Below are 26,608 nucleotides of genomic sequence, written 5' to 3'. Positions count from 1 at the left end.
TTCTATTGAATTGATTTAATGTTCATTATTTTCCAACCATCCACTTCCGTCAACGTTTCCCAGATCTTTCCCTTCGGCAAATCAGGCATTTTCTTTTTGACTTTTGCTAACCAAATCCCCTTTTGATGCTCTTCAGAATCAATCCAAGTCGGATTTTTCTTCAAATTAATCAAAAATGTTTTCCAATGATCATCCTTCTGGAACTGGGTTTCTCTGTTTAGTCCTTCATCTCCATCGTAAATAGAAATTACTTTTCTATCAGTTTGAAACATCACGGAAGGAAGTCGTTTATCAAAGATTACAATTTGTTCTTCTTTTGTCGAATTGGATTCTATCCAAGAAACCACTCTTCTGGTATCATTTGTAAGGGCTGGATTTTGGCTGAAAAAATAGGTAGACAAAGCTGTAATTCCCATCGTGAAAATCCATGCAGAAACAACAGCTCTTTCTGCCCTTTTCATACCCGTAAACTGGAATGCCACCAAAATGGATCCCAAAACCAATGCAACAAACAAAAACTTATAATTGTACTCTATTTTTGGGTCAATAAGTGGAGCTATCAATAAACCTATCAAAATCAGGATTTGAACTCCCAACTGGATCCTTTCCCAAATTTTTTGTTGCGATTTCTTTAACTTCATCCAAATCAAAACTGCCCCCATTGCCATTCCTGAATACACTGGCAATATGTATAGAACAAGCTTGGAATGACTCAAAGAAAAGAAGATAACCGGCACAACTAACCAGACCCAAAATAATTTTTGAAGAGATTTTTTACTTTGCCATATAGCTTTGCTTTTGGATAGAAGTATTAAAACCCAAGGAAATGCAGTCAAAACCAACAAGACTGGGTAAAACCAGATTGGCTGGCTTCTTCCAAATGTATCAGTTGCAAATCGGTCTACGGTATGCTTGAAAAAGAAATAGTCCAAAAACCTAGAATCCTCTTCATACAATTTCAAAAACCAACTGAGTCCTATTCCCAACATCAAGATCCAACCAAGGGTATGCAGCCAAACAGAACCTTCTATTTTCTTTTTGGCGATTTTTTGAAAGGACAACAATACCATTGGAACTATTAAATCGACAGGGCCTTTGGTAAGAAAACCTAATCCCAAGGAAATGTAAGAAAGCAGCAGAATCCAGGGCTTTTTTATTTCATTATATAAAATCCAAAAATAGACTGCCGCAAGTATAAATGTGGTCAAATATGCATCGGTAGTCAATGCTCTTCCGGCTATAATTACCGTGGGAAAAGATGCATAAAGCATGGATGCAAGAAAAGCCTGTTTAGTATCCTTCATCAATAATTTACCAATGAAGTAAACCAGCAAGATTTCTAACAGAATCGACAGTTGAAGGAAAAAGCGGGCTGAAAAAGGAGAAACTCCAAAAATTTTGTAAGAGAAAGCAGTGATCCAATAAGTCATTGGAGGTTTATGGTAATGATATATCCCCATCAACTGAGGATGCATCCAATCTCCAGATTCAAGCATTTCTTTCCCGATCTCCGAATACCTGGCTTCACTTGACTCTGTTACCGACCAAGCATTCAAGTTGAAGAAAAGGACAAGTGCAGTAAAAACTAATAAAAACCCCATTCTGTAAGTCTTCAACCGATCCAATACCGTCATTCTTGTAATATTTGGTGGTCCAAAATGAATCATGATATTTCTTCCATAAACCAAAATCCCAAATGCCTGCCCAATAAACAGGACTGCGTCTTTCCGGAAAATCGCATAACTGGCTATCATCAAAGCTCCCAGGAGACTGATATACCAAAACAACATGGGAAAATGCGATTCTTTGGCTTTTTCTGATTGGATCCATTGCACTACAAAACGCGCAGTAAATATGGCCTGTCCCAAACCACCCCATGTCAGCATTATGCTACTGATCTCAGGATTATTGAATACCTGGGAAAAGTCCTGATTTCTAAAAATGATCAGATTGGCAAAAAACAGAAAAGGCAAAACCAAAAAGACAATCCGAAGTCCCAAGGGTACTTTTCTCCAATAATTCTGAATCTGTAAATTTCTGATGTAGATAAAATATCCGATGAATTGCCCTCCAACAATGACTAAATCTTGGCGAAAAGTGCCGTAAATCATTAATAAGAAAGAAGCAAAAAGACTTAAAATCCAGAACAAAGTCGGTGAAAGCACTTTCCCAGCTTTCTCTGACTTGATCAGTTGGATGAGAAATCTTGCAGAGAAAAGCCCTTGTGCGATAAATCCAATTCCTAATAGAATCCAGCTGTTCATTTTTTCAATTTGGATGAGTCAATGAATTCGTACTTCTGATTTTATAATCAATTTTCCTTTTCATCATCCACCTCACAGCTAACGTATCTAGAAAAGGCGAAAGCAGGCGATTCCATAAATGAAACTTACTTTTGCCTGTAACTCTTGGAAAATGGGAAACTGGTAATTCTTTTAATTTCCCGCCTTGCATTAATACCAAAGCCGGGATAAACCGATGCATTCCTTTAAAAAAAGGAAGAGAGACTGCAAGGTCTTTTCTGATGATTTTCAAAGGGCAACCCGAATCAGAAACATGGTCATGAAGCAAGCTGTCTCTAAACCAATTTGCAAAGGAAGATGATAAGTTTTTGACGAAGCTATCTTTTCGGTTAACCCGCTTTCCTGTAATAAGATCAAATTCGCCCAAAAACGCCTCATAGGATAAAAAATCCATCGGGTCAGTTTGAAGATCCGCATCTATGTATCCTACCCAATCGCTTTGCGAATAATCAAATCCTGCCTTGATCGCAGCACTTAAGCCAGCATTTTTTTCAAAGGAAATAAACTCGAAATGATCATTAAGGAGACAGACTTTTTCAATTTCCTGAAGACTTTGGTCTGTGGAACCGTCGTTTACAAAAAGAACTTTTGCATTCAGTGAAGTGCTTTTAAAATACGGCCCAAAAGCCTCCACAATTGCCGGAATACCCGCTTCTTCGTTATAAACTGGAATTACAATTGTGATTGATGCCATCTTTCCTTAAAAAGGCAAATCACTATATTTCAGCTTTTATTCCCCTAAAATCAACCTTAAGATTCTCTTAAAATTGGGGAAATGAAAAAGCCTTCTACTAATCAGAAGACCTTAAATATTATGCAGACTCCAGAACTGTTTTGGTTACTTTCCCTTTTTTCTTTGATTTCTTTTTCTTCTTATTTAGCCAAATCAAAGTACCAGTAATCGGCAAACTGGTAGCGACCAAACAAGCTAAAAACCAGATGAATTTAGTGAACTGTCCAAAAATCTCTCCTGTATGAAGTGACTTCACAGACCTTCCAACTTGTTGCCTAAAAGGAAGATCTGAAAATAAATTCGCCTCCATAACTTCCAGGGTTGCTCCATTGATTTTCAACTGATCTGAACCTGATCTTGCAAAAAATCCAGTTCTATATTTGCTGATGCTTACAGGCTCTGAGGTCTTTTCAGGAAGGGAAATTCTATAAATTCCGTCGTAAGAAAGCGTCTTATCAGTGGCTGCAATAATTTCATCCAAAGTCTTAAATTCTCCAGAACTTAAAACAGGCTCTTCCTTTTTTTCATTTGATTCATTTCTTTGACCTGGCTCCTGATAAGTATCCCAGGTTTTTTGCCAGCCTTCTCTATACCAACTAAACGACCAAAATGGCCCAGTAACTCCCATTAACAAAAGAAAAATCAGGGAATAAAATGCCAGGGTATTATGAAGATCATGGTTAACTCTTTTCCAATTGGCATTCCATTTTACTTTTAAGCCCTGTCTCCAGTTCTTCACTTTTTTTGGAAACCAGATCACGATCCCAGTCAAAACACCAAGTGTAAAAAGTAAAGTCGCAATTCCATTAATCAATCTTCCCAAATCGCGATTTGACATACTTTCCAGCATCGGAGTTTCGATTCGATCCAGCATCAACCAGCGATGAAGGCTAAACATATAGCCCATAAATTCCGCTGCGGATGTTTTGACGCCTGAATCGCCAAGAACTTCACCTGTATATGGATTGACAAAATAGGTGGTACCTCTTCCTTTCTCTCCTTCTTCCTTCAAGGTAAACTGCACACTTTGATCGGGTTCATTATTCCAATTGACCCCTACCACGTTGGACTGAAACTCGGACTCCAATTTGTTTTTTAGAGATTCGGCAGACATTCTGGTTCCAGATTCTTCTACTGAATACAGTTCAGGACTGGCACTTTCCCTGATCTCTGAATTATAAACATAGATGGTACCGCTAAGGCAAACTGCCACAACAATGATTCCTGAAATTAATCCTGCATAAAGGTGGATCTCATTGATTACATGCCTGAATTTTTCCCAAAGTGTTGAATTCCTCATGGATTGATTAAATAGATTAATGGCTTTTTAGGAGTTTGACTTTCCTATTAAATCACAAATCTAATAAACACAATTATTATTTAGACTAATTCCAAAGTATTTTTTTTATCTGAATTGTCAACCACCCGATAGGTCTATCTAATCCAATTTGATTTTATTTGATCCATTCAATGATGAACCTAAATTCTATGAAAAACCTAAACGCAATTGCTATTCTCTTTTCCGTCTTTTTATTGGTAGCCTGTGAAAAAGAAACCGTTAAAGAAATGCCAAAAGTGAATCCGGAATTTCAGGAACTTTTGGAAAAACACGGTGATTGGTCAAAATGGATCCATGCTAAAGCCATGAGTTTTATGATGATTCATGAAACCAATCTGACTCGGGAAAATTATTTCATCAATCTGGATTCCAGAAAAATCAGATTGGATGGCTCAGGATTCTCAATTGGTAAGGATGATCAGGGAACTTGGATCAGCCCAAACAGATCGGCATTTGGTGGAAGATCCATCAACTTTTACCATAACCTTTACTTCTATTTTTACTCTATCCCTTATGTTTTCACAGATCCAGGAGTATCAGTTTCAGAAGTAGAAAACAAAATGGTGAATGGAGTTTCTTACAAAACCTTACAGGCAAAAATGGCCCCTGGAACAGGTAGTTCTCCCGATGATCAATACTTTATGCTGCTAAACCCTGAGACTGGTAGGCTTGAATATTTACTGTACACGGTTTCATTTTTTGGGAACCAAAATCCTACGTTTACCGCTTTGAAATACGATGATTATAGAGATGCTGATGGATTGGTTTTTCCGAGATATTTAACTGGATACACCTTTGAAAACGATTCTACCAAAGGCATAAAATACCAAGTAAGCTTTTCAGACATTCTACTTCTGGATGAAAAATTTGATGATTCTATCTTCGAAAAACCAGATGAAGCAGTCTACGCTGATTAATCTAATATTTGGCTGATTTGAACTTCTGTATGTAAGGTGGAATTTCCTTCTCCATTAAAGGAACCTTGGACTGGGGAAGCCAACTCTGGTTTGGCATGACATGCTAAAGGAACATAACGATGATCTGTCAGCAAGCCTAAGCTGGGATCCAGTCCTACCCAGCCGCCACCCGGCAAATACACCTCCAGCCAGGCATGAAGCTCATGTCCATCTTTCAAGTTAGGATTAAAAGCATAGCCACTTATAAATCTGGTAGCCAAGCCTATCGATCCTAAAAGGCTCATTTGCATATAAGCTAAATCACGGCATGAGCCTTTTTTCTCAGAAAATGTATATGCAGGCTCCCAGATATCCATCTCATGACGAATTAAGTGGTCCCATTGGCTGTGTATAGCTGCAGTGATCCTAAATAAAAATCCTATCACATCTTCAGGACCACGCCAATATTCCATTACAAAATCAAGCATCATCTTATCCCCAGTATCCACCAAATAGTAATTGGCGAGCTCTTTCTCAAGACCTAGATAACTGAATTTCGGATAAGTTTTATTCGCAACGGATTGAAGAAATTGTTCATCAATCAAAAATGAAAAGGGATTAAACTCTTTCACCTTCAAAACCAACTCACTTTGAATCTGGAGCTTTTCACTCATATCAAGAAACCAGACTTGAGTGTAAAAATTCCCCGAAAGATCCATCCTGACATGATTTCCTTCAGGTTTAGGATGAACTACTAAATCCTGTTTTAACACATCGAAATAAAGTCGATTTTGAGGAATTAAAAACAGGAGATGAATTCCCAAAAAGACCGGGTTATCATACTTGTATTCAGTAAGATGCTGTATTTGAAGTTTCATAAGGAGGATTTAATTCTCCTTGATTTCGGGAGATATTTGAACAAAACATAATTCTCAGAAAAAAGAATTAAACTTGATCATTTGTGGAAATTAAAATTAGGACTGCGATTGTGATTGTTCGCTGGTCTGAAATGCCAAATTGTCTTTGATGGTAAAGAAGTTCTCATTGACATGGTTGGAGATATGATTGATTTTGATCTGGAGATTATCCAGATATTCATGAAGACCAATCGTAATGATCTCTCCAACTTCTGCATATTCCAGTTTGGACCGAAGTTCTCCCATAGCCTTCTCAGCGCTATTTTGATACCCTCCACCAGAGTTTCCAGATATATTTAGAAGGCATTTTTCAGCTTCTTTGATGCAATAATAAATGGATCTTGGGAAGTATTTATTCAACACCAAAAACTCCACTACTCCAGCCGGATCGATGTTTCCATATAGTCTACGATAGGAATTAAAACCAGTCACAGATTTCAACAGAGCCATCCAATGAAGAAAATCCAAAGGTGTTCCTACCTCTTCCGGTGAAGGCAAAAGGATATGATATTTCACATCCAAAATTCGGGAAGTCTGATCAGCCCTTTCTAGAAATTGCCCGAGCTGACGGAAAAACCAACCTTCTACTCTGGCCACGGTATTATCGGCAATGCCATAAATCAGTAGAATCTGATTTTTGATTTTTTCAAAAAACTCACGGGGATCTTCTTTTTTCCATAACCTCTTCTCAGCCCCATGTTTGATCATGTAATACAATTCATTGACTTCTTCCCAAGTTTCTTTGCTCAAACTTTCTCTGATAATTCTCGCATTTTCCCTGGCATGGCTGATGGTATTGATCATGGAATTGGGGTTCTTTTCATCAAATGAAAGGAAAAACAAAACCTGATCCCTGGAAAATGTCTGATGGGTATCCAGATACAATTTCATATCTCCAGTCGCCGCAATCAAAGGTTGCCATTGCTCTTTCAGATCCAGAGGCAAATCTTGCATCAGGTTAAAATTCACGTCAATAAATCGAGCGTAGTTTTCTGCTCTTTCCAGGTATCTTCCCAGCCAATAAATATGATTTGCTACTCTACTCAGCATAGTTCAATTAGTTATATAAAACCCAAGTATCCTTACTTCCTCCTCCTTGAGAGCTGTTCACCACAAGTGAGCCTTTTTTCAGCGCCACGCGAGTCAAAGCACCCGGAATAACCTCTATTTCTTCTCCGTATAAGACATAAGGTCTCAAATCGACATGTCTACCAACTACGCCTTCTTCTGTCAAACTCGGGACTGTAGAAAGTGATAAAGTGGGTTGGGCGATGTAATTGGTCGGATTGTTTTTGATCAAAGTTTTGAAATGCTGATGCTCCTCCTTAGTGGCTTTGGGACCAATTAGCATTCCATACCCCCCTGCAGCATTTGTCTCTTTCACTACCAAATCCTGAATATTATCTAATACATACTTCCTATCGGATTCTTCCCTGCAGAGGTAAGTTGGAACATTATGCAAAATCGGATCTTCATCCAGATAATACTTTATAATCTTTGGCACATAGGCATAGACAGCTTTATCATCTGCTACTCCGGTTCCAGGTGCATTGGCCAGTCCAACATTCCCTGCCTTATAGGCTTCGAAAATGCCAGGAATCCCAAGCATAGACTCAGGATTGAAAGCCAAAGGATCCAAAAAGGTATCATCAATCCTTCTATAAATCACATCGATTTGCTGAAGCCCTTTGGTGGTCTGCATGTATACTTTCTTGTTTTCTACAATCAGATCCACTCCACTGACGAGCTCCACTCCCATTTGTAAAGCCAGATAGGAATGTTCAAAGTATGCCGAATTGTAGATTCCCGGAGTCAAAACTCCCACCACAGGCTTTGCTTTGCCACTGATATTCTGAAGCATTTTAAGAAGTTTGGCCGGGTAATCTGATACCGGCATCACTCCTTTTTGGTTGAAAAGTTCGGGATATACCCTCTTAATGATTTCTCGGCTTTCGAGCATATAAGAAACTCCAGAAGGACAGCGAAGGTTATCTTCCAAAATGTAAAACTCCCCGCTTTTATCCCTGACGAGATCTGTTCCTGTGATATGACACCAAATCCCTTTCGGCGGAGTCAAACCAATACATGGCTTGAGATAATCCTTGCTTTTCAAAATCAACTCAGCTGGAACAACGCCATCTTTCAGGATTTTTTGATCATTATAGATATCCTGAAGGAAAAGATTCAATGCATGCACCCGTTGCTTGAGACCCGCTTCCAGTTTTTTCCATTCCTGATTGGAAATGATCCTGGGAATAATGTCCAAATGAAGGATTTTCTCCATTCCTTGATTGTCATGATAGACGTTAAAAGTCATTCCCATTGCCAATTGGGTCTTATTGGCCGAAAACTGAAGATGCTTCATTTTTTTTGCTGAAGCCTTATCCAAAAACTTAAAAAAACCTTCGTAATGAGGGCGAACCTTCCCATCCGGAGTAAACATTTCGTCAAAATGTTCTCCGGCACTATATCCTTCTGTTTTCATGAAAATCAAACTTTATGGGTTGTAAGTCAAATAAGATAGAGTAAAATACATAAAAGTCAAAAATTTTAGTCAAATGCGATAAAATTTTTACCAGTTCTGATTTTTTTTATGTTTTTAATAAAAATTTTGGCTTTTTATTAACCCTATACCTCTCAAATAACACTAAAAGAATTCCCGATCTTTTTTTATTAAGTTAAGAAAAAAAATACGCTTTACTTCATCGGGCACATAGAGAAGTCTAGATGAATTGAACTAATTTTGAAGGATGGTAAAGTCAATACTGAACATAGAAGATAACCCACTAATCAAGCGAATCACCCTATACCGACAACTGAAAGACGGTCTGTTTATAGCAATCGGTGTGGTGATGGCGAGTATTGGGTTAAAAGGATTTTTGCTTCCTAATGGATTTTTCGATGGTGGAGCTATGGGTATGTCCTTGCTTCTGGAAATGCTTACCCCTGTCAATCTTTCCGTATTGATTATTTTGGTCAACCTCCCTTTTATCTTATTAGGGGCAAGACAGGTTTCAGTTCCATTTGCGATCAAAAGCACCTTGGCAATCTTTGGTCTTGCATTGCTAGTGCATTATATAGAAGTTCCTGCCATCACTGCAGACAAGCTTTTGATTGCGGTTTTCGGCGGTTTTTTCTTGGGTTCTGGGATTGGTTTTGCAATTAGAGGCGGTGCCGTTATCGACGGGACAGAAGTTTTAGCGATTTCTGTCAGCAGAAAATCCAGTTTAACAGTTGGTGACTTTATTACTGTATTTAATGTCTGCCTTTTTCTAGTCGCTGCAATTTTTGTGGATATAGAAACAGCCATGTATTCTATGCTGACCTATTTTTCTGCTTCCAAGACTGTCGATTTTATCATCAATGGTGTGGAAGAATACCTAGGCGTCATGATAATGTCTTCACACAATGAAGATATCAAGCAGATGATTTCTTATGATTTAGGCAGAGGGGTAACCGTGCTGAAATCTGACGGTGGATATGGAGACAAAGCCAATCAACTTCCAGATAGAAAGGTTTTATTCTGTGTGATCACCCGACTGGAAGTCACCAAGATGCTGGTAGAAATCGAAAAAATAGACCCCAAAGCCTTTGTGATCCAATACCCGATCAAGGATACAAAGGGTGGTATGATCAAGAAAAGACCATTGCATTAGGAAAAGTCCCTAGACACCAGTATCAAGATATTAGACTTAAAAAGAATAGAGCCAAGAATTTCGAAAACTTACCCGAAATTCTTGGCTCTTCTTGGTTCTAGATTCTAGGCTCTTGATACCAGATACTTTTTACTAGATACTCTAAAATGGCTTCGACTTCGCTCAGCCTGACAATACTAAAATCTTGGTTCCTATTTCTTAAGATATTCCCGATCCACTAGCCGTACCTTCATGTGGCATCAAGAGCTTCAACTTCCCGTCCTTGTCTTCTGCCATCAAAATCATTCCTTCTGAGTCAATTCCCATCATTTTTCTAGGAGCAAGGTTAATCAACATTGTCACTTGCTTACCTACTAAGAATTCTGGCTCGAAGTGCTCAGCAACTCCACTCAAAACAGTTCTTTCTCCTAACCCAGTATCCACTTTCAATTTGATCAGCTTTTTGGATTTAGGCATTTTCTCTGCTTCCAAAACTGTAACAACTCTCATGTCCAACTTGGCAAAATCATCATAAGTGATAATCTCCTTCATTGCTGGTACCGGTGCATTTGCAGCTTCGTTTTCTTTTTTCGCGTCCATTAGTTTCTGTACTTGTTTTTCTACTACTTCATCCTCGATTTTCTCAAAAAGCAGTCCCATCTTCCCTAGAACTGTTCCTGCTTTCAATAATTCCGACTGACCTGCTTCAGACCAATCAATTTTTTCCATACCGAATAAATCCACCAGTTTCCCGGCAGTGAATGGTAAGAAAGGCTCAGATACGATCGCTAGATTTGCAGCGATATTCAAAGCTATGTTCAGAATAGTTGCTGTTCTTGCTTCATCGGTTTTGACTACTTTCCATGGTTCGGTATCTGCCAGATATTTATTACCCAAACGAGCCAAATCCATCACAATTCCCAGAGCTTCACGGAACCTGTATCGCTCAATTGAAGAAGCAATTTTCTCTGGAAACTCTGCCAATGCAGCTAAAACTTCCTCATCGTATCCAGTTAATTCACCACGAATTGGAATCACTCCCTGATAGTATTTATGGGTCAATACAACCGCCCGATTCACGAAATTCCCATAAATCGCTACCAATTCTGAATTATTTCTTCCCTGAAAATCCTTCCAGGTAAAATCATTATCCTTGGTCTCCGGTGCATTTGCAGTCAGGACATATCTAAGGACATCCTGCTTTCCAGGAAACTCTTCTAGATACTCATGCAACCAAACAGCCCAGTTTCTTGAAGTAGAGATTTTATCTCCTTCTAGATTCAAGAATTCATTTGCCGGAACATTGTCTGGCAACACATATCCTCCATGGGTTTTCAGAATGGCCGGAAAAATAATGCAGTGGAATACAATGTTATCTTTTCCTATAAAGTGAACCAGCTTAGTTTCCTCATCTTTCCAATATGGTTCCCAGTCAATTCCCTTTTCTGCAGCCCATTCTTTCGTCGAGGAGATATATCCGATCGGTGCATCAAACCACACATAAAGAACCTTTCCTTCTGCATCGGCAAGTGGAACTTTGATACCCCAATCCAAATCTCTGGTCATGGATCTAGCCTGCAGACCATCTCCGGCTTCCAGCCAAGAACGACATTGGCCTAAGACGTTGTTTTTCCAATCTTCGGCATGATCTTCCAGAATCCACTTTTTCAAAAAGCTCTGATATCTCGCCAAATCCAGAAACCAATGTTTGGTTTCCTTCAAAACCGGAGTTCTTCCACTCAATTTTGATTTTGGATTGATAAGATCAGTAGGACTTAAGGAGCTTCCACATTTCTCACATTGATCACCATAAGCATGCTCGTTTCCACATTTCGGGCAAGTCCCCTCAATGTATCTATCCGCCAAAAACTGCTTCGCTTCCTCGTCGTAATATTGCTCGGTGCTTTGCTCTAAGAACTCCCCTTTTTCATAGAGATCTTTAAAAAAACCCTGCGCAGTCTCATGATGTACCGGAGCAGAAGTGCGGGAATAATGATCAAAGCTGATCCCAAATTCCTGAAAACTACCTTTCATAATCTGATGGTAGTGATCCACCACTTCCTGAGGCGTTTTGCCTTCTTTCTTAGCTTTAATTGTAATCGCTACACCATGCTCATCCGAGCCACAGATGTATGCTACATCTTTGCCAAGGCTGCGCAAATAGCGAACATAGATATCGGAAGGTATGTAGCACCCTGCCAAATGTCCAATATGAAGCGGGCCATTTGCATAAGGAAGTGCAGAGGTAACGGTATATCGTTTGAAATTTTTATGACTCATAAGAGTAAATCTATTCGGATTCTAGAAAGGTGATATGCAATTGAAATTCGATCAATTTGGGTGCAAAGATAGGAAAATCAGACGAAGCAGGCCTTAGGCATTTGCAAATTCGTTGCGAGCTTCTTCTGTCAAAATTCCATTGTAAATAATCGTAGTTGCCTGATCATAAATATCGGCTGGAGGAATTTTCATTCCCTTCTGAATGGATTCTGGAAATTGATGGATGAATTTCGGGTCCAAAAGAGACTGTACCGCAGCGGCATACATCATCACTACCAGGTTAATGTTCACATTGGGATTTACTAGACCAAGTTTAACACCCTGAGAAATCAGTTGCTGAAATCTCTCGTAAGCGGACTCATTGATGTAGTCTTTCAATTCCTCCCATACCTCAGGAGCATAATCTCTCAAATCATCAAAAAGGTCAGGATTAATCGGTGCCAAATGCGTTGCCATCACAGTCAAAGTAGATTTTAACTTCAATGGAAAAGGCAAATATCTATTATCCAAAATCCCTTCTACTTTCGCGGTCATCTTAGTCTTCAGCACTTCAAAAGCGGCTGAAAGCAATTCCATTTTCCCCGGATAGTATTTATAAAGCGTTTTTTTACTCATCCCCAGTGACTGAGCGATATCATCCATCGTGGTGTTTTTGTAGCCTTTTTCCAAAAAAAATGCGTAGGCAGACTCCAAAATCTTGCTCTCAATATTCGTCTTCTTGCTCATAATTTTGCCACGGAAATAAGGGAAACAAAGATTCAAAATTATGGAAGGATAAACAAAACCTTAGGATTCAATACCCTAAATGGATTAGTATTTTTATAAGTTGAAACCATCCATATTATTACTATTTTCCACAACCCAACTTTCTTTGCGTCACTTTGTGGCTCAATAAATCCAAACTCTTAAAAACATTGCTCCTTCCCAACCGAAATCTTATTTTTACCAGCCCTAATTTTTCATTACGCCCATGAACCCACAGGAAGCCGAAAAGCGCATTGCTCAGCTCAGTAAAGAAATCAATTACCATAATAACCTCTACTATCAAGAGAGTAATCCGGAGATTTCGGATTTTGAGTTTGACAAACTCTTGGAAGAGTTGATCCAACTGGAAACTGCATTTCCTGATTTGCTCGATCCAGACAGCCCAAGCCAGCGTGTGGGTGGCACTATTACAAAGGAATTTCAGACGGTGGAGCATGAGACGAGGATGCTTTCTTTGGGCAACACTTATTCTCAAGAGGAATTAGTGGCCTTTGATGAGCGAGTGGTGAAGGGATTGGGACATTCCAATTTTGAGTATTTCTGCGAAATGAAATTTGATGGAGTGGCCATTTCATTGGTGTATGAAAATGGTCGTTTTGTCCGTGCTGTTACGCGGGGAGATGGATACCGAGGTGATGATGTCACTGCCAACGTGCGAACAATCAGAAATATTCCGCTTCATATCAAAGGAGACGACATTCCTGCCAAATTCGAAGTGCGCGGAGAGATCTTTTTGCCGTTGAAAGAATTTCTAAAAATCAATGCAGAGCGAGAAGAAGCTGGTGATGCATTGCTTGCCAATCCGCGAAACGCAGCCTCAGGAACGCTTAAAATGCAGGACTCTTCAGTTGTAGCCAAGCGTAGATTGAATTGTTACTTCTACCAATTGCTTGGAGATGAAATTGGCGTTCAAACCCATTCAGAAGCGATTTCATTGATTGAAAAGTGGGGTTTTAATGTTTCTCAGACTTATAGAAAAGTTGAAAATATTCAGGAAGTAATCCAGTATATCGAAGACTGGAAAGAGAAGCGATTTACATTGCCGGTAGACACAGATGGAGTTGTTTTAAAAGTCAACAATTACGATCAAAGGGAGGAATTAGGCTTTACTGCCAAAAATCCTCGCTGGGCGATTGCCTATAAATACAAAGCTGAAAGTGCCGAGTCGGAATTGCTTTCTATTACCTATCAGGTGGGCCGTACTGGGGCGATTACTCCGGTGGCAAATCTCTCTCCAGTGAGTTTGGCAGGTACTACGGTTAAGCGAGCTTCACTACACAATGCCAATGAAATCGAACGACTGGATTTACATGAAGGCGATTTTGTATTTGTAGAAAAAGGGGGCGAAATCATCCCGAAAATCACGGCTGTAAATCCTGAAAAAAGAAAAGAAGGCGCTAAACCTATCGCTTACATTACCCATTGCCCGGAATGCGGCTCTGAGTTGGAGCGAAAGGAAAGTGAAGCCAAACACTATTGTCCAAATTCTGAATCCTGCCCTCCACAGGTGCTTGGAAGAATAGAGCATTTCGTCCATAAAAGAGCGATGGACATTGACTCCATGGGAACTGAGCGGATCAGAGCTTTGATCGACCAGGGTTTTATTGGAAATTATGCCGATATCTATGATCTGGAAGGTAGAAAAGAGGAATTGCTTGGACTCGAAATGTCCCAAGATCAATACGAAACCGAAGGAGATGGATTGCTCTATATCACGTTTGAAAAGGCGCTTTTTGCCTTGACAGAACAGATTTCATTCAAGCAAATTCACGACTTTTTGCTAGAGAAAGCTGAGCTTCCTTTGCCTGAAACCTTAAAAGCTTTTCAGGAACAAATCCGGATCTGGAAGAAAAAAGTGCCTTCAAATGTCGGGATGGTAGAATACTTGATCAATCATCTGAAAGACCATAATCTCCCGAAATTGGAGGATTATGTACCGGTAGCAGTTGTATTGGAGATTTTGCTGGGCAGGCGAGTTGAATTTGAGAGAATTCTGGAAGCTAGCAAAACAGAAGGAACTGTCCATGGAATCTTGCTGAAACTCAACTTAGACCTCTCCCCTGAAATTACAGATCGGATCAAAAAACTTAAGGCTAATACATTTCAGGATGGAGTAATTTCCAATATGATGGAAGGTATTGCGGCTTCCAAAAATCAGCCTTTTGAGAAGGTGCTTTTCGCTCTAGGAATAAGAAATATTGGAGAAAACACTGCTCAGCTTTTAGCTCGTCATTTTGTGAGAATTGAGAGAATTCAAGAAGCTACCTCAGAGCAACTTTTGGATGTCAATGGCGTGGGTGAAACTTTGGTAACAAGTATTCAGGATTTCTTTGCCAATGAAGAAAACCTGACCATCATCAACAGGTTGAAAAGCCATGGTTTGAAATTTGAAATTGAGCAAAATGAATCTTCCCAGATGGGAGATCAATTGGCAGGCAAGAGGATTTTGGCCAGTGGAAAATTGGAGCATTTCAAAAGGGATGAGATCAAAGACACGATCATTGCCCATGGCGGTCAATATATTTCTGCGGTTTCCAAAAATTTGGATTTCATTATTGAAGGTGCTGAAATGGGCCCTAGTAAGAGAGAAAAAGCTGTAAAACTGGGAATTCCATTGATTTCTGAGAAAGAATTTCTAAAAATGATCAATGAATAATCCAAATTTTGAAATCTCTTAAGATCAATTCACAGAAGCCCCTTATCTTTAGCGTCCAATCCTATTAAATTTTAAAATGAATCAGTTTACAGGCACCGGAGTAGCTTTAGTCACCCCATTTCACGACGATTGTTCGATTGATTTTGCGGGTTTGAAAAAGCTCATTGATTATGTTATCGATGGTGGCGTCGATTACTTGGTGGTCTTGGGTACTACCGGAGAAAGCGCAACCCTTACTCCTGCTGAAAAGAAACAAGTATTGGCAGCATGCTTGGAGTACAATGCAGGAAGGGTTCCGGTGGTTTATGGAATTGGTGGTAACAATACCCAAGCAGTTTTAAACGATATCAGTACTACCGATTTCACAGGTATTGAAGCTATTCTATCGGTAAGCCCATTTTATAATAAACCGAGTCAGGCTGGCATTATCGCGCATTACACTGCTATTGCTGATAACTGCCCTGTTCCGGTGATTTTATACAACGTCCCTGGAAGAACCATGTCCAATATGACTGCGGCTACCACTGTACGATTGGCAGATCATCCAAACATTATCGGGATGAAAGAAGCCAGTGGCAACCTAGAGCAATGCATGGAAATCGCAGCAAAGAAACCAAAGGACTTTTTATTGATTTCCGGTGATGATCTGATGACAAAGGCCATGTTCAGTATTGGCGGATGCGGAGTTATTTCTGTATTGGCAAACGCCTTGCCTTCGACTTTTAAAAGCATTTGCCATGGCCCAGAAAAAGAAAGTCTGAAAGCAGCATTTTCTTTGTTGAACTTTAACTCTTTGATGTATTTGGAAGGAAATCCTGTTGGGATCAAAAACTTGCTGATGCACCAAGGAATCTGTGGAGATCAACTGCGTCTTCCTATGTTGAGAGCGAGCCTGGAACTCAACCAACAAATCAAGTCTTTGTATCAAAAACACCTATAAGTTGAATGCATAATGCCCGGTCCATCTCAGAATTAAACCAGCTGATCCAACAAGTCATTGACAGAGAAATGGATCCGGTTTACTGGGTAATCGGCGAAATTTCCGACTTCAGGCTTTCCCCGCAGGGGCATGCCTATTTTGAGATTGTGGAGAAAGTTGGAAATAAAATCGAAGCAAAGCTTCGGGCAAATTTATGGCAGTTTTCTTATCGGGCAATTGCATCCAAATTTGAGTCAGCAACTGGCACGGGATTAAAAAATGGAATGAAAATTCTGGCTCAGGTAGCGATCAATTTCCACCCTTTATATGGTCTTAGCATCAATGTAAAAGATATTGACCCTTCTTTTTCTTTAGGAGAAAGAGCCCGAATCAAACAGGAAACTATTGATCGGCTGACCCGTGAGGGAATGATCGGCCTGAATCAACGCCACGTTTTACCTCCCGTGGTTCAAAAAATAGGAATCATCAGTAGTGCAACTGCCGCTGGCTATGGGGATTTTATCAATCAGTTGGATTCAAACCCCGGGGGATATAAAATCTACCATCAGCTTTTTCCTTCCTTGATGCAGGGCAATGAGGCAGCAGCAAACATCATCCGGTCAATCGAGATGGCTGAAAATTCCAAAGATAATCTGGGACTCGAAGCCCTTGTCATTATTCGAGGTGGTGGAGCTCAAATCGATTTGGATTGCTTTGATGAGTATGCTTTGGCACTGAAAATTGCCACTTGCAGTCTACCTGTGTTTACTGGAATCGGACACGAGCGAGATGAAACAATTGCCGACCTGGTTTCACATAGCAAATTAAAAACCCCAACTGCAGTAGCAGAATTTATCCTCGCCAGCTTCCGTGAATTTGATGAAACACTGGGATTGAGTTTGAGGAGATTGGATCGGGCAACTAGGATTCAGCTTCAGGAACAACAGGCAACCTTACAAAACTTCAGTTTGATGATACAATCCCAAAGCAGTCATGCTATTGCAAGGGAAAAAGAACGATTAACGGGGAATTCAAACAGAGTAAGAACCGCTGTCAGAAATCAACTTCAGTTGGAATCCTTGTCTTTATTGAATTTGGAAAAAAGCTTGAAAAATCTGGTCCAGCACCGATTGATAAAGGAATCAGATCATTTGGAAAGCTTGTCAAAAAATCTGGTACAACTGGATCCGAAAGCTATTTTGGCTCGAGGGTATACGAAAACAGAAATTAATTCTACTCCAATTCATTTAGCTAAGGCTAAAATTGGAGATGAAATGGTTACACATACTTCTGAAAAGAAAATCAGCAGTACAATTACTAAAATCGAAGAGGAATGGAAGAAATAAAATACAGTGAGGCAATGAGCCGATTAGAACAAATCTTAGCTCAATTGGAAGAAGGCAAAAAAAGTGTGGACGAATTATCCGATTTGGTAAAAGAGGCCTCAGAACTGGTTAATGCCTGTCGATCCAAATTAAAATCTACTGAGGAAGAGATCCAAAAAGCCTTTGAGAATAACTGACCAGATGTGCCATTCAGGCAATAATCCTGTGTAATTCCTGTTATTGATATGAATTCTTGTAAAGGATTGGCATATTTGTTGTCGAATTTGCAAACAATCCTGAGTTTACTTCTACTCACTTCAGGGAAATTATCATGCGTAAATTACTTTCCATATCATTTTTCACGGTTTCTCTTTTGATCTCCTTCAGCTTAAAAGCTCAGAATTTCTACAAAGAAAAGATCTCTAGAGATAATATTCTCTCCATAGGTTTTGGTCCATCATTTGCCTACCTCGACAATGGGGGAGCTTATCGGGATTTTAATTTTGAAATTAAACCCTCTTTTTCAGCTTCGATTGCTAAAAGGTTAACCCCGATGTTTGACCTTCGAACCACTACCGGAATCCAATGGATTTCTAGTGGTGGAGACCCTTCAGTTAGAGTTCAGGATTATTGGTATGAGAGAAACTCAGCTTACACTGCCAAAGGTTCTGCGATCTATTTTGACATGATGCCGAGTGTCAATTTGATTCCATTTTCAAATCACATGAACAGGAGTTTTGCCAACCTATATGGAGGTTTTGGTTTAGGTATCATGTATACAAGCACCAAACAAACCAAATCTTTTAGTGAAGATGAGGTTCCTGAAAAATTCAATTTGACGACTGCATATATGCCATTCCGAGCCGGCTTAAGTTTTCAGCTTGGAGCTTATGCAGACATTGCAGCCGAGGGGACACTAATGCTAACTTTTACAGATAATATGGATGGGAATGTCGGATTTAATAGATTTGGAGACCATCTTGGGCAAGTTCAGATAGTTTATAGGAGATATCTTTATCCAAGATTCGAACAATAAAAAAAGGAGCAAATATTTGCTCCTTTTTTTATTGTTCGGGGGTTACTTTCCCTATTGACTGCAGGAATTTTCTCGGAATACTTACCAGCATATTTTGATAAATACTTGGTATCCTGATCAAGAAATAATCTTTATTCCCTTTCTCAATTACTTCACCGGTCATATTCTGAAGTGCTCCGCCAATAACTTCCACTTTCTCTCCCGGCTCAATTACAGAACCATCAGACTCCACTGCCACACCTGTGGAAATAATCCGCTCAATGGTTTCTAATTCCTCGTCTCTTATGGTCGCATGCTGTCCAGAGAAATGGACAAATTTCACTGCGCCCGGTACTTGAAGACATTCCCATAATTGACCGCGGGTAGTTTTGACAAAAACATATCCATTAAATAAAGGGCGCTCTACTTTCTTTTTACGATCTGACCATTGTCTTAATTCCTCAACAATAGGAAGGTATACCTCTTTACCACTTTCCCTCAGTCGGGCTGCAACTTTCTTTTCAGAACGGGATGCCGTATACATGACAAACCATTTTAATTCATTCATCTCTCACCTATTTTTCTTACTCAAAATTAACATTTTTTAGCAGCAAAGGCCGAACCAAGATGATCTAAAAATCAAAAAACCCCCGGGATAGAACCCCGGAGGTTTTGTAAAAAAAACCACCAACCTTAAAACAATCATGCTTTAATCTTCTTTAACCGCATATTTAACTTATCGGCCAAGAGATACATGACTGGTACAATTACTAACGTGAGGAAGGTCGCAAAGGTTAACCCGAAAATCACTGTCCAGGCCATTGGACCCCAGAAAGCAGCGTTATCTCCTCCCACATAAAATTGCGGATCAAAGTCACTTAACAATGTTCCAAAGTTGATATTCATTCCTATAGCTAGAGGAATCAAACCAAGAACCGTCGTAATCGCTGTCAGCAATACAGGTCTTAATCTGGTCTTTCCTGATTCCACAATACTTGCAATCATTAAGTTGAACGGTAAATGGTCTTTAGGCCCCATTCCCAATTCATCCCGCTTACGCTCTCTTACTAAATTGGTATAGTCAATCAATACAATCGCATTGTTTACAACCACACCGGCAAGGGAAATAATCCCGATCCCCGTCATAATCACTACGAAGTCCATATTGAATATCACCAAACCTAGGAATACCCCAATGGTACTTAAAACCACGGAGGCCATAATAATAAAAGGCGTTGTAACTGAGTTAAACTGAGCAACAATGATTAGGAAAATTAAAGAAACTGCGATTCCTAATGCCCCAACAAGGAAATCCATTGATTTTTGTTGCTCTTCCTGCTCTCCAGTATACTTTAAAGATATCCCATCAGGAACTTCGTAATTCTGTAGTGCTGCCTGAATCTGAGCATTGACTTCTGTTGGATTATATCCGTCCAAAACGTTGGAATAGACCGTAATCGCCTTCTCCAAATCTTTTCTTTTGACAGATCCATAAGTAGAACCATATTTTACTTCAGCCACAGCAGAAATAGGAACTTCACGCTTGGTGCCAAACTTATCTCTAAACCCAATCTTCTTATTGACCAAGGTATTGATATCATATCTAAACCCTTCTTTCAATCGAAGTTGAATCGGGTAATCATCTTCACCTTCTTTGTATTTGGATACTTCCAAACCAAACAAAGCTGTTCTCAGATCATTCGCGATTTCTGAAGTAGAAAGCCCAAACCTTCTTGCTTTCTCCCGATCGATATCCAGAATTACTTCAGGGCTACCTAGGGAAAGGTCGGATTTGAGTTCTTCAATTCCAGGAATATTCAGATTGACCAGGTATTCACGGGTTTTGTTTACATAAGCGATCAACTGATCGTAATCTTCACCTACAAATTCAATGTTCACCGCTTTTCCGGTTGGAGGTCCATTTCTTTGCTTATCCACTGTTAAGAGAACTCCTGGATATTTTTCTACCAATTGCCTGATTTTCTCCATCGCCTCATTGGTATTGATCCCTTGACGGTCGATGTAATCCACAAATCCAATCGTGATTTTAGCTTTGTGTGGAGTAGGTTGATTACTTGGACCTTCCTTAGGGTCTCCAGTTCCTTCCCCCACCTGCGTAATCACAGACTCCAAAATATCTTTGTATTCATCCAAAGCCACCATCAATTCATCTTCCATTGAATCCACAAATTCGTTGGTAGCCTCTATGTCAGTTCCGATTGGAAACTCGATAAATACATTGACCAATTGAGGCTGATTATCAGGGAAGAAAAGCACTTTCGGAGCTCGAATCCCCAATAAAACCATTGAAAAGATCAACAGAAGAAAAGTACCTCCAAAGAACATGTACGGCTTTTTACCATTCAGTGCATATTCCAAAACAGATTCATACATATTCTCCAGTTTGACCAAAAACACAGTCTGGAACCAGCGGATCGCTTTTCTTAGTACAAATACATTGAACAATGTCAACACACAAGCTACAAGCATTAAAGTACCAAAAGCGGTGATCCCTACCAGATAAAAGATGGTCGAAAGGATTAAGAAAATTCCCGCAACAATAATGGACTTCTGCTTGGGTTTGTCCTTTGTCACATCCTCCACTTTCATGTAAAGTGCTGTCAAAACAGGGTTGATTACCAAGGCTACAAACAAGGAAGATGACAATACAATAATCAGTGTGATCGGAAGGAACTTCATAAATTCACCCACCACATCTTTCCAGAATGCTAATGGCAAGAATGCGGCAAGGGTCGTTGCAGTAGAGGTAATAATTGGCCATGCCACTTCCCCAACACCTTCTTTTGCTGCCTGGACTGCATCTTTGCCTTCTGACATCAATCGATAGATGTTTTCCACCACCACGATTCCGTTATCCACCAACATCCCCAGAGCCAAAATCAAAGAGAAGAGTACCATTAGGTTGAGCGTGATCCCAAAAGCATTCAACACCAAGAATGAAATAAACATGGAAAGTGGAATAGCAATCCCAACAAACAATGCATTTCTAAATCCTAAAAAGAACATCAATACCAACACCACTAGGATGACACCGAAAATAATGGAGTTCTCCAAGTCACTCACCTGAAGACGTGTCTGCTTCGATTGATCATTGGTAATCGTAATCTCCAAATCCGGAGGAAATCTATTAGCCTTAGTCGTCTCGATGATTTCCTTGATTTTATCTGCTGCATAAAGAAGATTTTCCCCACTTCTCTTTACCACGTTAATGGTTACAACAGGAAGGTTCTTGCTACGTGCATAACTAGTCCTTTCCTTATAAGTATCTTTTACCTCAGCAACATCTCTCAAGTAGACAATTTTCTGGTTATCTGTCTTGACAATAATATTCTGCAAATCCATTGGATCGGTAAATTCACCGTCAATACGCAGGGTTCTCTGGTAGTCTCCAGAACGGATATTTCCCCCTGAAATCGTCACGTTTTCGGTTTGAATTGCCTGTGCAATATCTCCGAAGCTTACTCCTACAGATTCCATTTTATAAGGATCTGCATTGATCTGAATTTCACGTTCTACCGTCCCCGCCAAGTCTGCTTTGGAAATCTCTGGAAGCTTCTCAATCTCATCCTCCAAGTATTCACCAAATTTCTTCAATTCAGCCTCAGAATAATTCCCTGAGATATTCACGTTCATGATCGGGAAATCAGAAGTATTCACTTCCAACACATTTGGATCTTGATCCAGATCTGTAGGAAGCTCACTCTTCGACTTATCGACCGCGTCTTTCACTTCCTGAATCGCCTTGGAGATTTCTACTCCAGGGTTGAATTCGATCACAATCGAAGAAAAATCCTGAACCGATGTTGAGTTGATATCCTTGATGTCATTCAGGGATTTCAATTCCTTTTCTATCGGTCGGGTGATCAAATTCTCCATGTCCACAGGTGAGTTTCCAGGATAAGGAGTCCCTACATACACAGTAGGAATTACGATTTCCGGAAAACTTTCCTTTGGCATATTTCTGTATGCACTTAGGCCAAGGACAGAAATGATCAAAGTAAGAATAACGACTGAAGTGGAATTGTCCACACTCATGCTGGACAGTCCAAACTCCCTTGTCTTTTGTGGTTTTTGGTTTTCTGCCATTATTATTGCGCTGCTATGTTCACATTAAAATTGTCTCCTACCTCGCGGAAACCTTTGTCTACCAAAGTCTCGCTTCCTACGAGTCCTTCTAAAATCTCAGTCTCTTTATCAAAAGTCTTTCCTCTTACCACATACTTTTTCAAAGCTTTACCATTCTCCACTGTAAAGACATAATCACCTCTATTATCACTTAGAATTAAATAGCTCGGTACGATCACTGCATCCGCACTTTGGTAGTCCAAAATCTTCAATACAGAAATCATATTAGGCTTTACATTAGTAATATTTGGAAGGAAAACTTCCACTTTAAAAGTCCTATTGTTTGGATTGATAATCGCTCCTACAGATGAAACTTTCGTTTGGATATCTTTATTAATAGACGGGAAATTCACATCCACAGAGTCTCCTTTGGAAAGAACTCCGATGTAGCTTTCAGAAATATCAGCTTCGATAAATAGGTCACTTTCACCTACAAATTGAAACATTCCCATTCCAGGCTGTACCAGTTCACCCAATCTAACTTCGACTGTTTCTACCGTACCGGAAAATGGCGCTCTGATGATCGCTTTATCCAGATTGGTTCTGGCAGAAGCCAAGTTTCTTTCCAATCCTTCTTTTCTGTTTTTAGCTTCTAGGTATTGAACTTCAGTACCGATTTTCTGATTCCAAAGTCTCTCCTGCTTCTCGAAAAGGGTCGTTGCGAGTTCCAAAGAATTTTCCAGTTCATCGATACTTCTTTCGATTGACTCTGCATCAATTCTGGCTAAAACGGTTCCTTTATTCACTCTCATACCTTCTAAAACTGGTACTTCAAGGATTCTTCCGGAAGTTTCCGCACTGATCATTACATTCTTCTTAGAAAGTACAGATCCTGTTACTTCTACATAATGATCAAATTCACCTTTTTTCACTGGTGCAGTGGTGATCAAGATGGATTTTTGATTTTGCTTCGCAAACTCAGGATCCAATTTCATCAACTCCGCTTCCAATTCCGAAATAGAAGTAGTCAGTTCATTCGCTTCGGCTTTCAGCTCCTCAAGTTCAGCCTTTTTAGCTGCAACCTCGTCTTTTGGCTGGCAAGAAAATACCAGTAAAGAAATACCAAGTAGCGTTAAAAATCTATGTGATAATTTCATTGTATATAGTTAATGTCGTTGATACTATTTTGTTTGATGGTCGGCCTGGAGCTTATTGATCCAAACCATTTTTTAAAATCCCAAGCGCTTTTTCCAGATCAACCTTTGAGATCAATCCATCATATAATGCTCCTAAATAATTGATTTCGGATTCGATCAAAGCTGCATCAGCTTCTACTACTTCCAAGTTAGATCCTACACCTTCATTGTACTTGATTTTGGAGATGTCATATACCTCTTTTGCCAACTCCATGCTTTCTTTCTGCACTGCCAAAACCTCCATGTCATTTGCAAGATTCTGCTTTGCCTGATACACTTCCAAAGCTATATTCTGATTGAGGTAGAATTTCTGATTTTCTAACTGCTGTAGCTGGATTCTGTTTCTCTGGATTCTGGCACTTTTAGAAAGACCGTCAAAAATCGGGATGTTCATAGAAACTCCGATAAGAGAGGAACTAAACCAATTATTTGAACTGAAAACCGTCTTGAAAGAATCTCCTGCTCCAGACCTAGTATAATTTGCTACCAGATCTATTGTCGGCATGTATTGAGAAGTATTGTACTTCAAATCCAACTGAGTCAATTCCATATTGGTTAACAACTGGTCCATTTCCACTCGGTTATTTCCTTCCATGGTCTGTAGCGCCATCAGTTCTTCTTCAGGATTCAACTCTGCCAAAGTTTCTGTGATGACGATATCATAATTTTTAGGAAGTCCCAATTGGATTTTCAACAACTGCTTAGAGATATCATAGGCAGTCAAGCTTTGCTTTAATTGAGAGAAAGTATTATTTCTCTGCACCTGAATTCTTGAAACCTCTATTCTCTCTGTAAAACCTGCTTCGTTCAAAGCTTTGGTTTCCTCTAGCAAAGAGTCTATTCTTGACAGGTTTGACTGCGAAAGTTTAATTCTTTCCGCATTGACCAATACCCCGAAATATGCTTTTTTCACATTTTCGATGACATCATTTTCTACTTTGACTTTATCCAATTCCGTCAAAGCTTTATAAGTTTTGGCAGCTCTTAACCCCACGAAGAATGAACCATCAAAAATCATCTGGCTCAAGTTAACTCCGGCATTTCCAGAATAACTCACCCCGAATCTCGCAGGAATTACGTCCGATGGATTGCTTGGATCACCAAATGGAGGTTCGTTGGGAAGGAATACTACCTGAACCAATGGGTTATAGTTTAAGCCAACTGTTCCATTGATCTGAGGCAAACCTGCAGCGGTTTCTTCCTTGATGGTAGTTTGAGAAATCATTACTTCCAATTTGGCATTCTTGGAATCTGGATTATTCTCAAGTGCATACTCCAATGTCTCCTTTAAATTTAGCTTGAGAACTTCCAAAGGAGGAGCTTCCTGAGCTACAGCCTCCATCTTGACCAAACCCAAGACGAAAAAAACTGCTAAATAAATCTTCTTTTTAAACATGATCCTATTTAATAAAAGTCGGTTTTGAGATTTAATACGATTTGAAAAGCTCACCACTCTTCGTTAATTACTTTTATATTTTTCTAAATATGCCTGTCGCCCTTTCTCCGTGAAAACACCATGAAGAAAATGGTTCATCATTTCCAAGTGTAAATCCAAAAGACTGTAAGCTAGATTATTAAAGCTGGAAGGGTCAAAAGCTGCACTGATCTGATTCACTCGCATCCTTGCCAAAATTTCGGAGTTTATTTCCTCGCGAAAATAACCCAATTTCTTACCCCTTTCCAGCACATTGACGATGTCTGTCACAATAATTTCGTCCCGAAAAGATTCAAACATTTCCCAGGAATCAGGGAAATATCGTTGAACTTCCAAAATCGCCATGGGATTCATATTTGCGAACCTTTCACGAATCATTTTTGAGGTATAAATCAATTGCTCTATCACCCCATCCCCATCGCTTAGAATTCCGACAAGCTTTTCCTGATCTTGATTGAGAAGCATCCCAAAAGCCATCTTCACCAATTCTTTTTTGTCCTTAAATTCCTGGTAAATCGTCTTTTTGGAAACTCCAGATAGTCGCGCAATATCCTCCATCGTCACAGTACGGACACCGTATCTGCTAAATTGCTCCACTGCAACCTCTAAAATCTTTTGCCTCATTAAATTCCACTTCTTTTTATCCGGCTGCAAAACTACGGAAACTTTCTGCTCTTCAAAAGTTTCCATAGTATCAAAAACGAACAATCTTTGGGCTTAACAAAAAAATAATATTAGAATATGTTCGTTTTTGAACAAATTATATAGTTTTTGAAATTTTCAGTTGAAAGACTAGAGAACTGAGATGTTAGAAAAAAGGTATAAGATTTTAGAATCAAGAGCCAGACGTCAAGAGACAAGATTCAAAAATTTAGATTCAAGAAAATTGGTTAAAGATTAATCTTCAACCCTTGCCAATCTGAGCAAATCCGAAATGGTAAATTATTAGTCCTCGACATGCCCGACTTTCCTCGCTCCAGTACTACCAATGACAGATTGATTTTAATTTCGAAAAATCAATAATTTCAATTTTTTTCTTTGCTATTGGAGATTATTTGAGTTGATAATTTCTTCTCCAAATAAACATTTTGCTATTTGTTTCCTTTGT

The 26,608-nt window shown here is 39.5% G+C and carries 20 protein-coding genes; 7 read left to right on the top strand and 13 right to left on the bottom strand.

Annotated elements, in window-relative coordinates:
- Positions 1 to 2: 2 nt before the first annotated feature.
- The 3 genes from FHS59_RS03005 to FHS59_RS02995 all read right to left on the bottom strand — a co-directional run bounded on the left by FHS59_RS03005 (position 3) and on the right by FHS59_RS02995 (position 4,336).
- Entirely contained in the window at positions 3 to 2,264 is a 2,262-nt protein-coding gene (locus tag FHS59_RS03005) for a lipid-A-disaccharide synthase N-terminal domain-containing protein (protein ID WP_184492924.1), read from the bottom strand.
- Positions 2,265 to 2,268: 4 nt separating this feature from the next.
- Positions 2,269 to 2,997 (bottom strand): glycosyltransferase family 2 protein, encoded by a 729-nt coding sequence (locus FHS59_RS03000; protein WP_184492923.1) that lies wholly within the window; start codon positions 2,995 to 2,997, stop codon positions 2,269 to 2,271.
- Positions 2,998 to 3,115: 118 nt separating this feature from the next.
- Entirely contained in the window at positions 3,116 to 4,336 is a 1,221-nt protein-coding gene (locus FHS59_RS02995) for a PepSY-associated TM helix domain-containing protein (RefSeq protein ID WP_184492922.1), read from the bottom strand.
- A 188-nt stretch (positions 4,337 to 4,524) separates the two neighbouring features.
- Here FHS59_RS02995 and FHS59_RS02990 point away from each other — a divergent pair, with 188 nt between their 5' ends.
- Positions 4,525 to 5,292, top strand: a complete 768-nt coding sequence (locus tag FHS59_RS02990) for a DUF6503 family protein (protein ID WP_184492921.1) — start codon at positions 4,525 to 4,527, stop codon at positions 5,290 to 5,292.
- Here FHS59_RS02990 and FHS59_RS02985 read toward each other — a convergent pair.
- The 3 genes from FHS59_RS02985 to FHS59_RS02975 all read right to left on the bottom strand — a co-directional run bounded on the left by FHS59_RS02985 (position 5,289) and on the right by FHS59_RS02975 (position 8,673).
- Positions 5,289 to 6,149, bottom strand: coding sequence for a transglutaminase family protein (locus FHS59_RS02985; protein WP_184492920.1), 861 nt, complete (start codon positions 6,147 to 6,149; stop codon positions 5,289 to 5,291). The genes FHS59_RS02990 and FHS59_RS02985 overlap by 4 nt on opposite strands.
- Before the next feature lie 96 nt (positions 6,150 to 6,245).
- On the bottom strand, positions 6,246 to 7,238 hold the full coding sequence (locus FHS59_RS02980) for an alpha-E domain-containing protein (protein ID WP_184492919.1): 993 nt from the start codon (positions 7,236 to 7,238) through the stop codon (positions 6,246 to 6,248).
- A gap of 7 nt (positions 7,239 to 7,245) precedes the next feature.
- On the bottom strand, positions 7,246 to 8,673 hold the full coding sequence (locus FHS59_RS02975; RefSeq protein WP_184492918.1) for a circularly permuted type 2 ATP-grasp protein: 1,428 nt from the start codon (positions 8,671 to 8,673) through the stop codon (positions 7,246 to 7,248).
- Between the two features lie 265 nt (positions 8,674 to 8,938).
- Here FHS59_RS02975 and FHS59_RS02970 point away from each other — a divergent pair, with 265 nt between their 5' ends.
- Complete coding sequence (locus FHS59_RS02970) at positions 8,939 to 9,844, top strand: YitT family protein (RefSeq protein ID WP_184492917.1); 906 nt, start codon at positions 8,939 to 8,941, stop codon at positions 9,842 to 9,844.
- Positions 9,845 to 10,042: 198 nt separating this feature from the next.
- On the opposite strand, the gene metG is transcribed toward FHS59_RS02970, so the two are convergent.
- Positions 10,043 to 12,103 (bottom strand): methionine--tRNA ligase, encoded by a 2,061-nt coding sequence (gene metG / locus FHS59_RS02965; protein ID WP_184492916.1) that lies wholly within the window; start codon positions 12,101 to 12,103, stop codon positions 10,043 to 10,045.
- 93 nt (positions 12,104 to 12,196) lie between these two features.
- Positions 12,197 to 12,829: a TetR/AcrR family transcriptional regulator gene (locus tag FHS59_RS02960; RefSeq protein WP_184492915.1), complete on the bottom strand. Its 633-nt coding sequence runs from the start codon at positions 12,827 to 12,829 to the stop codon at positions 12,197 to 12,199.
- Positions 12,830 to 13,073: 244 nt separating this feature from the next.
- Here FHS59_RS02960 and ligA point away from each other — a divergent pair, with 244 nt between their 5' ends.
- The 5 genes from ligA to FHS59_RS02935 all read left to right on the top strand — a co-directional run bounded on the left by ligA (position 13,074) and on the right by FHS59_RS02935 (position 18,804).
- Positions 13,074 to 15,524 carry an NAD-dependent DNA ligase LigA gene (gene ligA, locus FHS59_RS02955; RefSeq protein ID WP_184492914.1) on the top strand — a complete coding sequence of 817 codons (2,451 nt, stop codon included), beginning with the start codon at positions 13,074 to 13,076 and terminating at the stop codon, positions 15,522 to 15,524.
- Positions 15,525 to 15,600: 76 nt separating this feature from the next.
- Complete coding sequence (dapA, locus tag FHS59_RS02950; RefSeq protein WP_184492913.1) at positions 15,601 to 16,464, top strand: 4-hydroxy-tetrahydrodipicolinate synthase; 864 nt, start codon at positions 15,601 to 15,603, stop codon at positions 16,462 to 16,464.
- A 5-nt stretch (positions 16,465 to 16,469) separates the two neighbouring features.
- Positions 16,470 to 17,789, top strand: a complete 1,320-nt coding sequence (gene xseA, locus FHS59_RS02945; RefSeq protein ID WP_184492912.1) for an exodeoxyribonuclease VII large subunit — start codon at positions 16,470 to 16,472, stop codon at positions 17,787 to 17,789.
- On the top strand, positions 17,777 to 17,965 hold the full coding sequence (gene xseB, locus FHS59_RS02940) for an exodeoxyribonuclease VII small subunit (protein ID WP_184492911.1): 189 nt from the start codon (positions 17,777 to 17,779) through the stop codon (positions 17,963 to 17,965). Before xseA ends, xseB begins: the two co-directional genes overlap by 13 nt.
- Positions 17,966 to 18,099: 134 nt before the next feature.
- On the top strand, positions 18,100 to 18,804 hold the full coding sequence (locus FHS59_RS02935) for a hypothetical protein (protein WP_184492910.1): 705 nt from the start codon (positions 18,100 to 18,102) through the stop codon (positions 18,802 to 18,804).
- A gap of 28 nt (positions 18,805 to 18,832) precedes the next feature.
- Here the strand turns inward: FHS59_RS02935 and FHS59_RS02930 are convergent, their stop codons facing one another.
- From FHS59_RS02930 to FHS59_RS02910, 5 genes are all read right to left on the bottom strand, one after another.
- Positions 18,833 to 19,351, bottom strand: coding sequence for a UpxY family transcription antiterminator (locus tag FHS59_RS02930; RefSeq protein WP_184492909.1), 519 nt, complete (start codon positions 19,349 to 19,351; stop codon positions 18,833 to 18,835).
- A 134-nt stretch (positions 19,352 to 19,485) separates the two neighbouring features.
- Positions 19,486 to 22,890, bottom strand: coding sequence for an efflux RND transporter permease subunit (locus FHS59_RS02925; RefSeq protein ID WP_184492908.1), 3,405 nt, complete (start codon positions 22,888 to 22,890; stop codon positions 19,486 to 19,488).
- Between the two features lie 2 nt (positions 22,891 to 22,892).
- Positions 22,893 to 24,026: an efflux RND transporter periplasmic adaptor subunit gene (locus FHS59_RS02920; RefSeq protein WP_184492907.1), complete on the bottom strand. Its 1,134-nt coding sequence runs from the start codon at positions 24,024 to 24,026 to the stop codon at positions 22,893 to 22,895.
- A 52-nt stretch (positions 24,027 to 24,078) separates the two neighbouring features.
- On the bottom strand, positions 24,079 to 25,461 hold the full coding sequence (locus FHS59_RS02915; RefSeq protein WP_184492906.1) for a TolC family protein: 1,383 nt from the start codon (positions 25,459 to 25,461) through the stop codon (positions 24,079 to 24,081).
- Between the two features lie 63 nt (positions 25,462 to 25,524).
- Entirely contained in the window at positions 25,525 to 26,190 is a 666-nt protein-coding gene (locus tag FHS59_RS02910) for a TetR/AcrR family transcriptional regulator (protein ID WP_246388275.1), read from the bottom strand.
- Between the last annotated feature and the right edge of the window lie 418 nt (positions 26,191 to 26,608).

Source organism: Algoriphagus iocasae (assembly GCF_014206875.1).
Lineage (GTDB): Bacteria > Bacteroidota > Bacteroidia > Cytophagales > Cyclobacteriaceae > Algoriphagus > Algoriphagus iocasae.
The sequence above is the reverse complement of the archived record's forward strand: the minus strand, read 5'-3'. Positions and strand labels throughout refer to the sequence as shown.

Coding starts and splice junctions, on each gene's coding strand:
- FHS59_RS02980 (WP_184492919.1), bottom strand. CDS start 7,238: ATGCTGAGTAGAGTAGCAAATCATATTTATTGGCTGGGAAGATACCTG.
- FHS59_RS02915 (WP_184492906.1), bottom strand. CDS start 25,461: ATGTTTAAAAAGAAGATTTATTTAGCAGTTTTTTTCGTCTTGGGTTTG.
- FHS59_RS02990 (WP_184492921.1), top strand. CDS start 4,525: ATGAAAAACCTAAACGCAATTGCTATTCTCTTTTCCGTCTTTTTATTG.
- FHS59_RS03005 (WP_184492924.1), bottom strand. CDS start 2,264: ATGAACAGCTGGATTCTATTAGGAATTGGATTTATCGCACAAGGGCTT.
- FHS59_RS02930 (WP_184492909.1), bottom strand. CDS start 19,351: ATGAATGAATTAAAATGGTTTGTCATGTATACGGCATCCCGTTCTGAA.
- FHS59_RS02910 (WP_246388275.1), bottom strand. CDS start 26,190: ATGGAAACTTTTGAAGAGCAGAAAGTTTCCGTAGTTTTGCAGCCGGAT.
- FHS59_RS02925 (WP_184492908.1), bottom strand. CDS start 22,890: ATGGCAGAAAACCAAAAACCACAAAAGACAAGGGAGTTTGGACTGTCC.
- FHS59_RS02985 (WP_184492920.1), bottom strand. CDS start 6,149: ATGAAACTTCAAATACAGCATCTTACTGAATACAAGTATGATAACCCG.
- xseB (WP_184492911.1), top strand. CDS start 17,777: ATGGAAGAAATAAAATACAGTGAGGCAATGAGCCGATTAGAACAAATC.
- FHS59_RS02935 (WP_184492910.1), top strand. CDS start 18,100: ATGCGTAAATTACTTTCCATATCATTTTTCACGGTTTCTCTTTTGATC.
- FHS59_RS02920 (WP_184492907.1), bottom strand. CDS start 24,026: ATGAAATTATCACATAGATTTTTAACGCTACTTGGTATTTCTTTACTG.
- FHS59_RS02975 (WP_184492918.1), bottom strand. CDS start 8,673: ATGAAAACAGAAGGATATAGTGCCGGAGAACATTTTGACGAAATGTTT.
- metG (WP_184492916.1), bottom strand. CDS start 12,103: ATGAGTCATAAAAATTTCAAACGATATACCGTTACCTCTGCACTTCCT.
- FHS59_RS02970 (WP_184492917.1), top strand. CDS start 8,939: ATGGTAAAGTCAATACTGAACATAGAAGATAACCCACTAATCAAGCGA.
- FHS59_RS02995 (WP_184492922.1), bottom strand. CDS start 4,336: ATGAGGAATTCAACACTTTGGGAAAAATTCAGGCATGTAATCAATGAG.
- xseA (WP_184492912.1), top strand. CDS start 16,470: ATGCATAATGCCCGGTCCATCTCAGAATTAAACCAGCTGATCCAACAA.
- ligA (WP_184492914.1), top strand. CDS start 13,074: ATGAACCCACAGGAAGCCGAAAAGCGCATTGCTCAGCTCAGTAAAGAA.
- FHS59_RS03000 (WP_184492923.1), bottom strand. CDS start 2,997: ATGGCATCAATCACAATTGTAATTCCAGTTTATAACGAAGAAGCGGGT.
- dapA (WP_184492913.1), top strand. CDS start 15,601: ATGAATCAGTTTACAGGCACCGGAGTAGCTTTAGTCACCCCATTTCAC.
- FHS59_RS02960 (WP_184492915.1), bottom strand. CDS start 12,829: ATGAGCAAGAAGACGAATATTGAGAGCAAGATTTTGGAGTCTGCCTAC.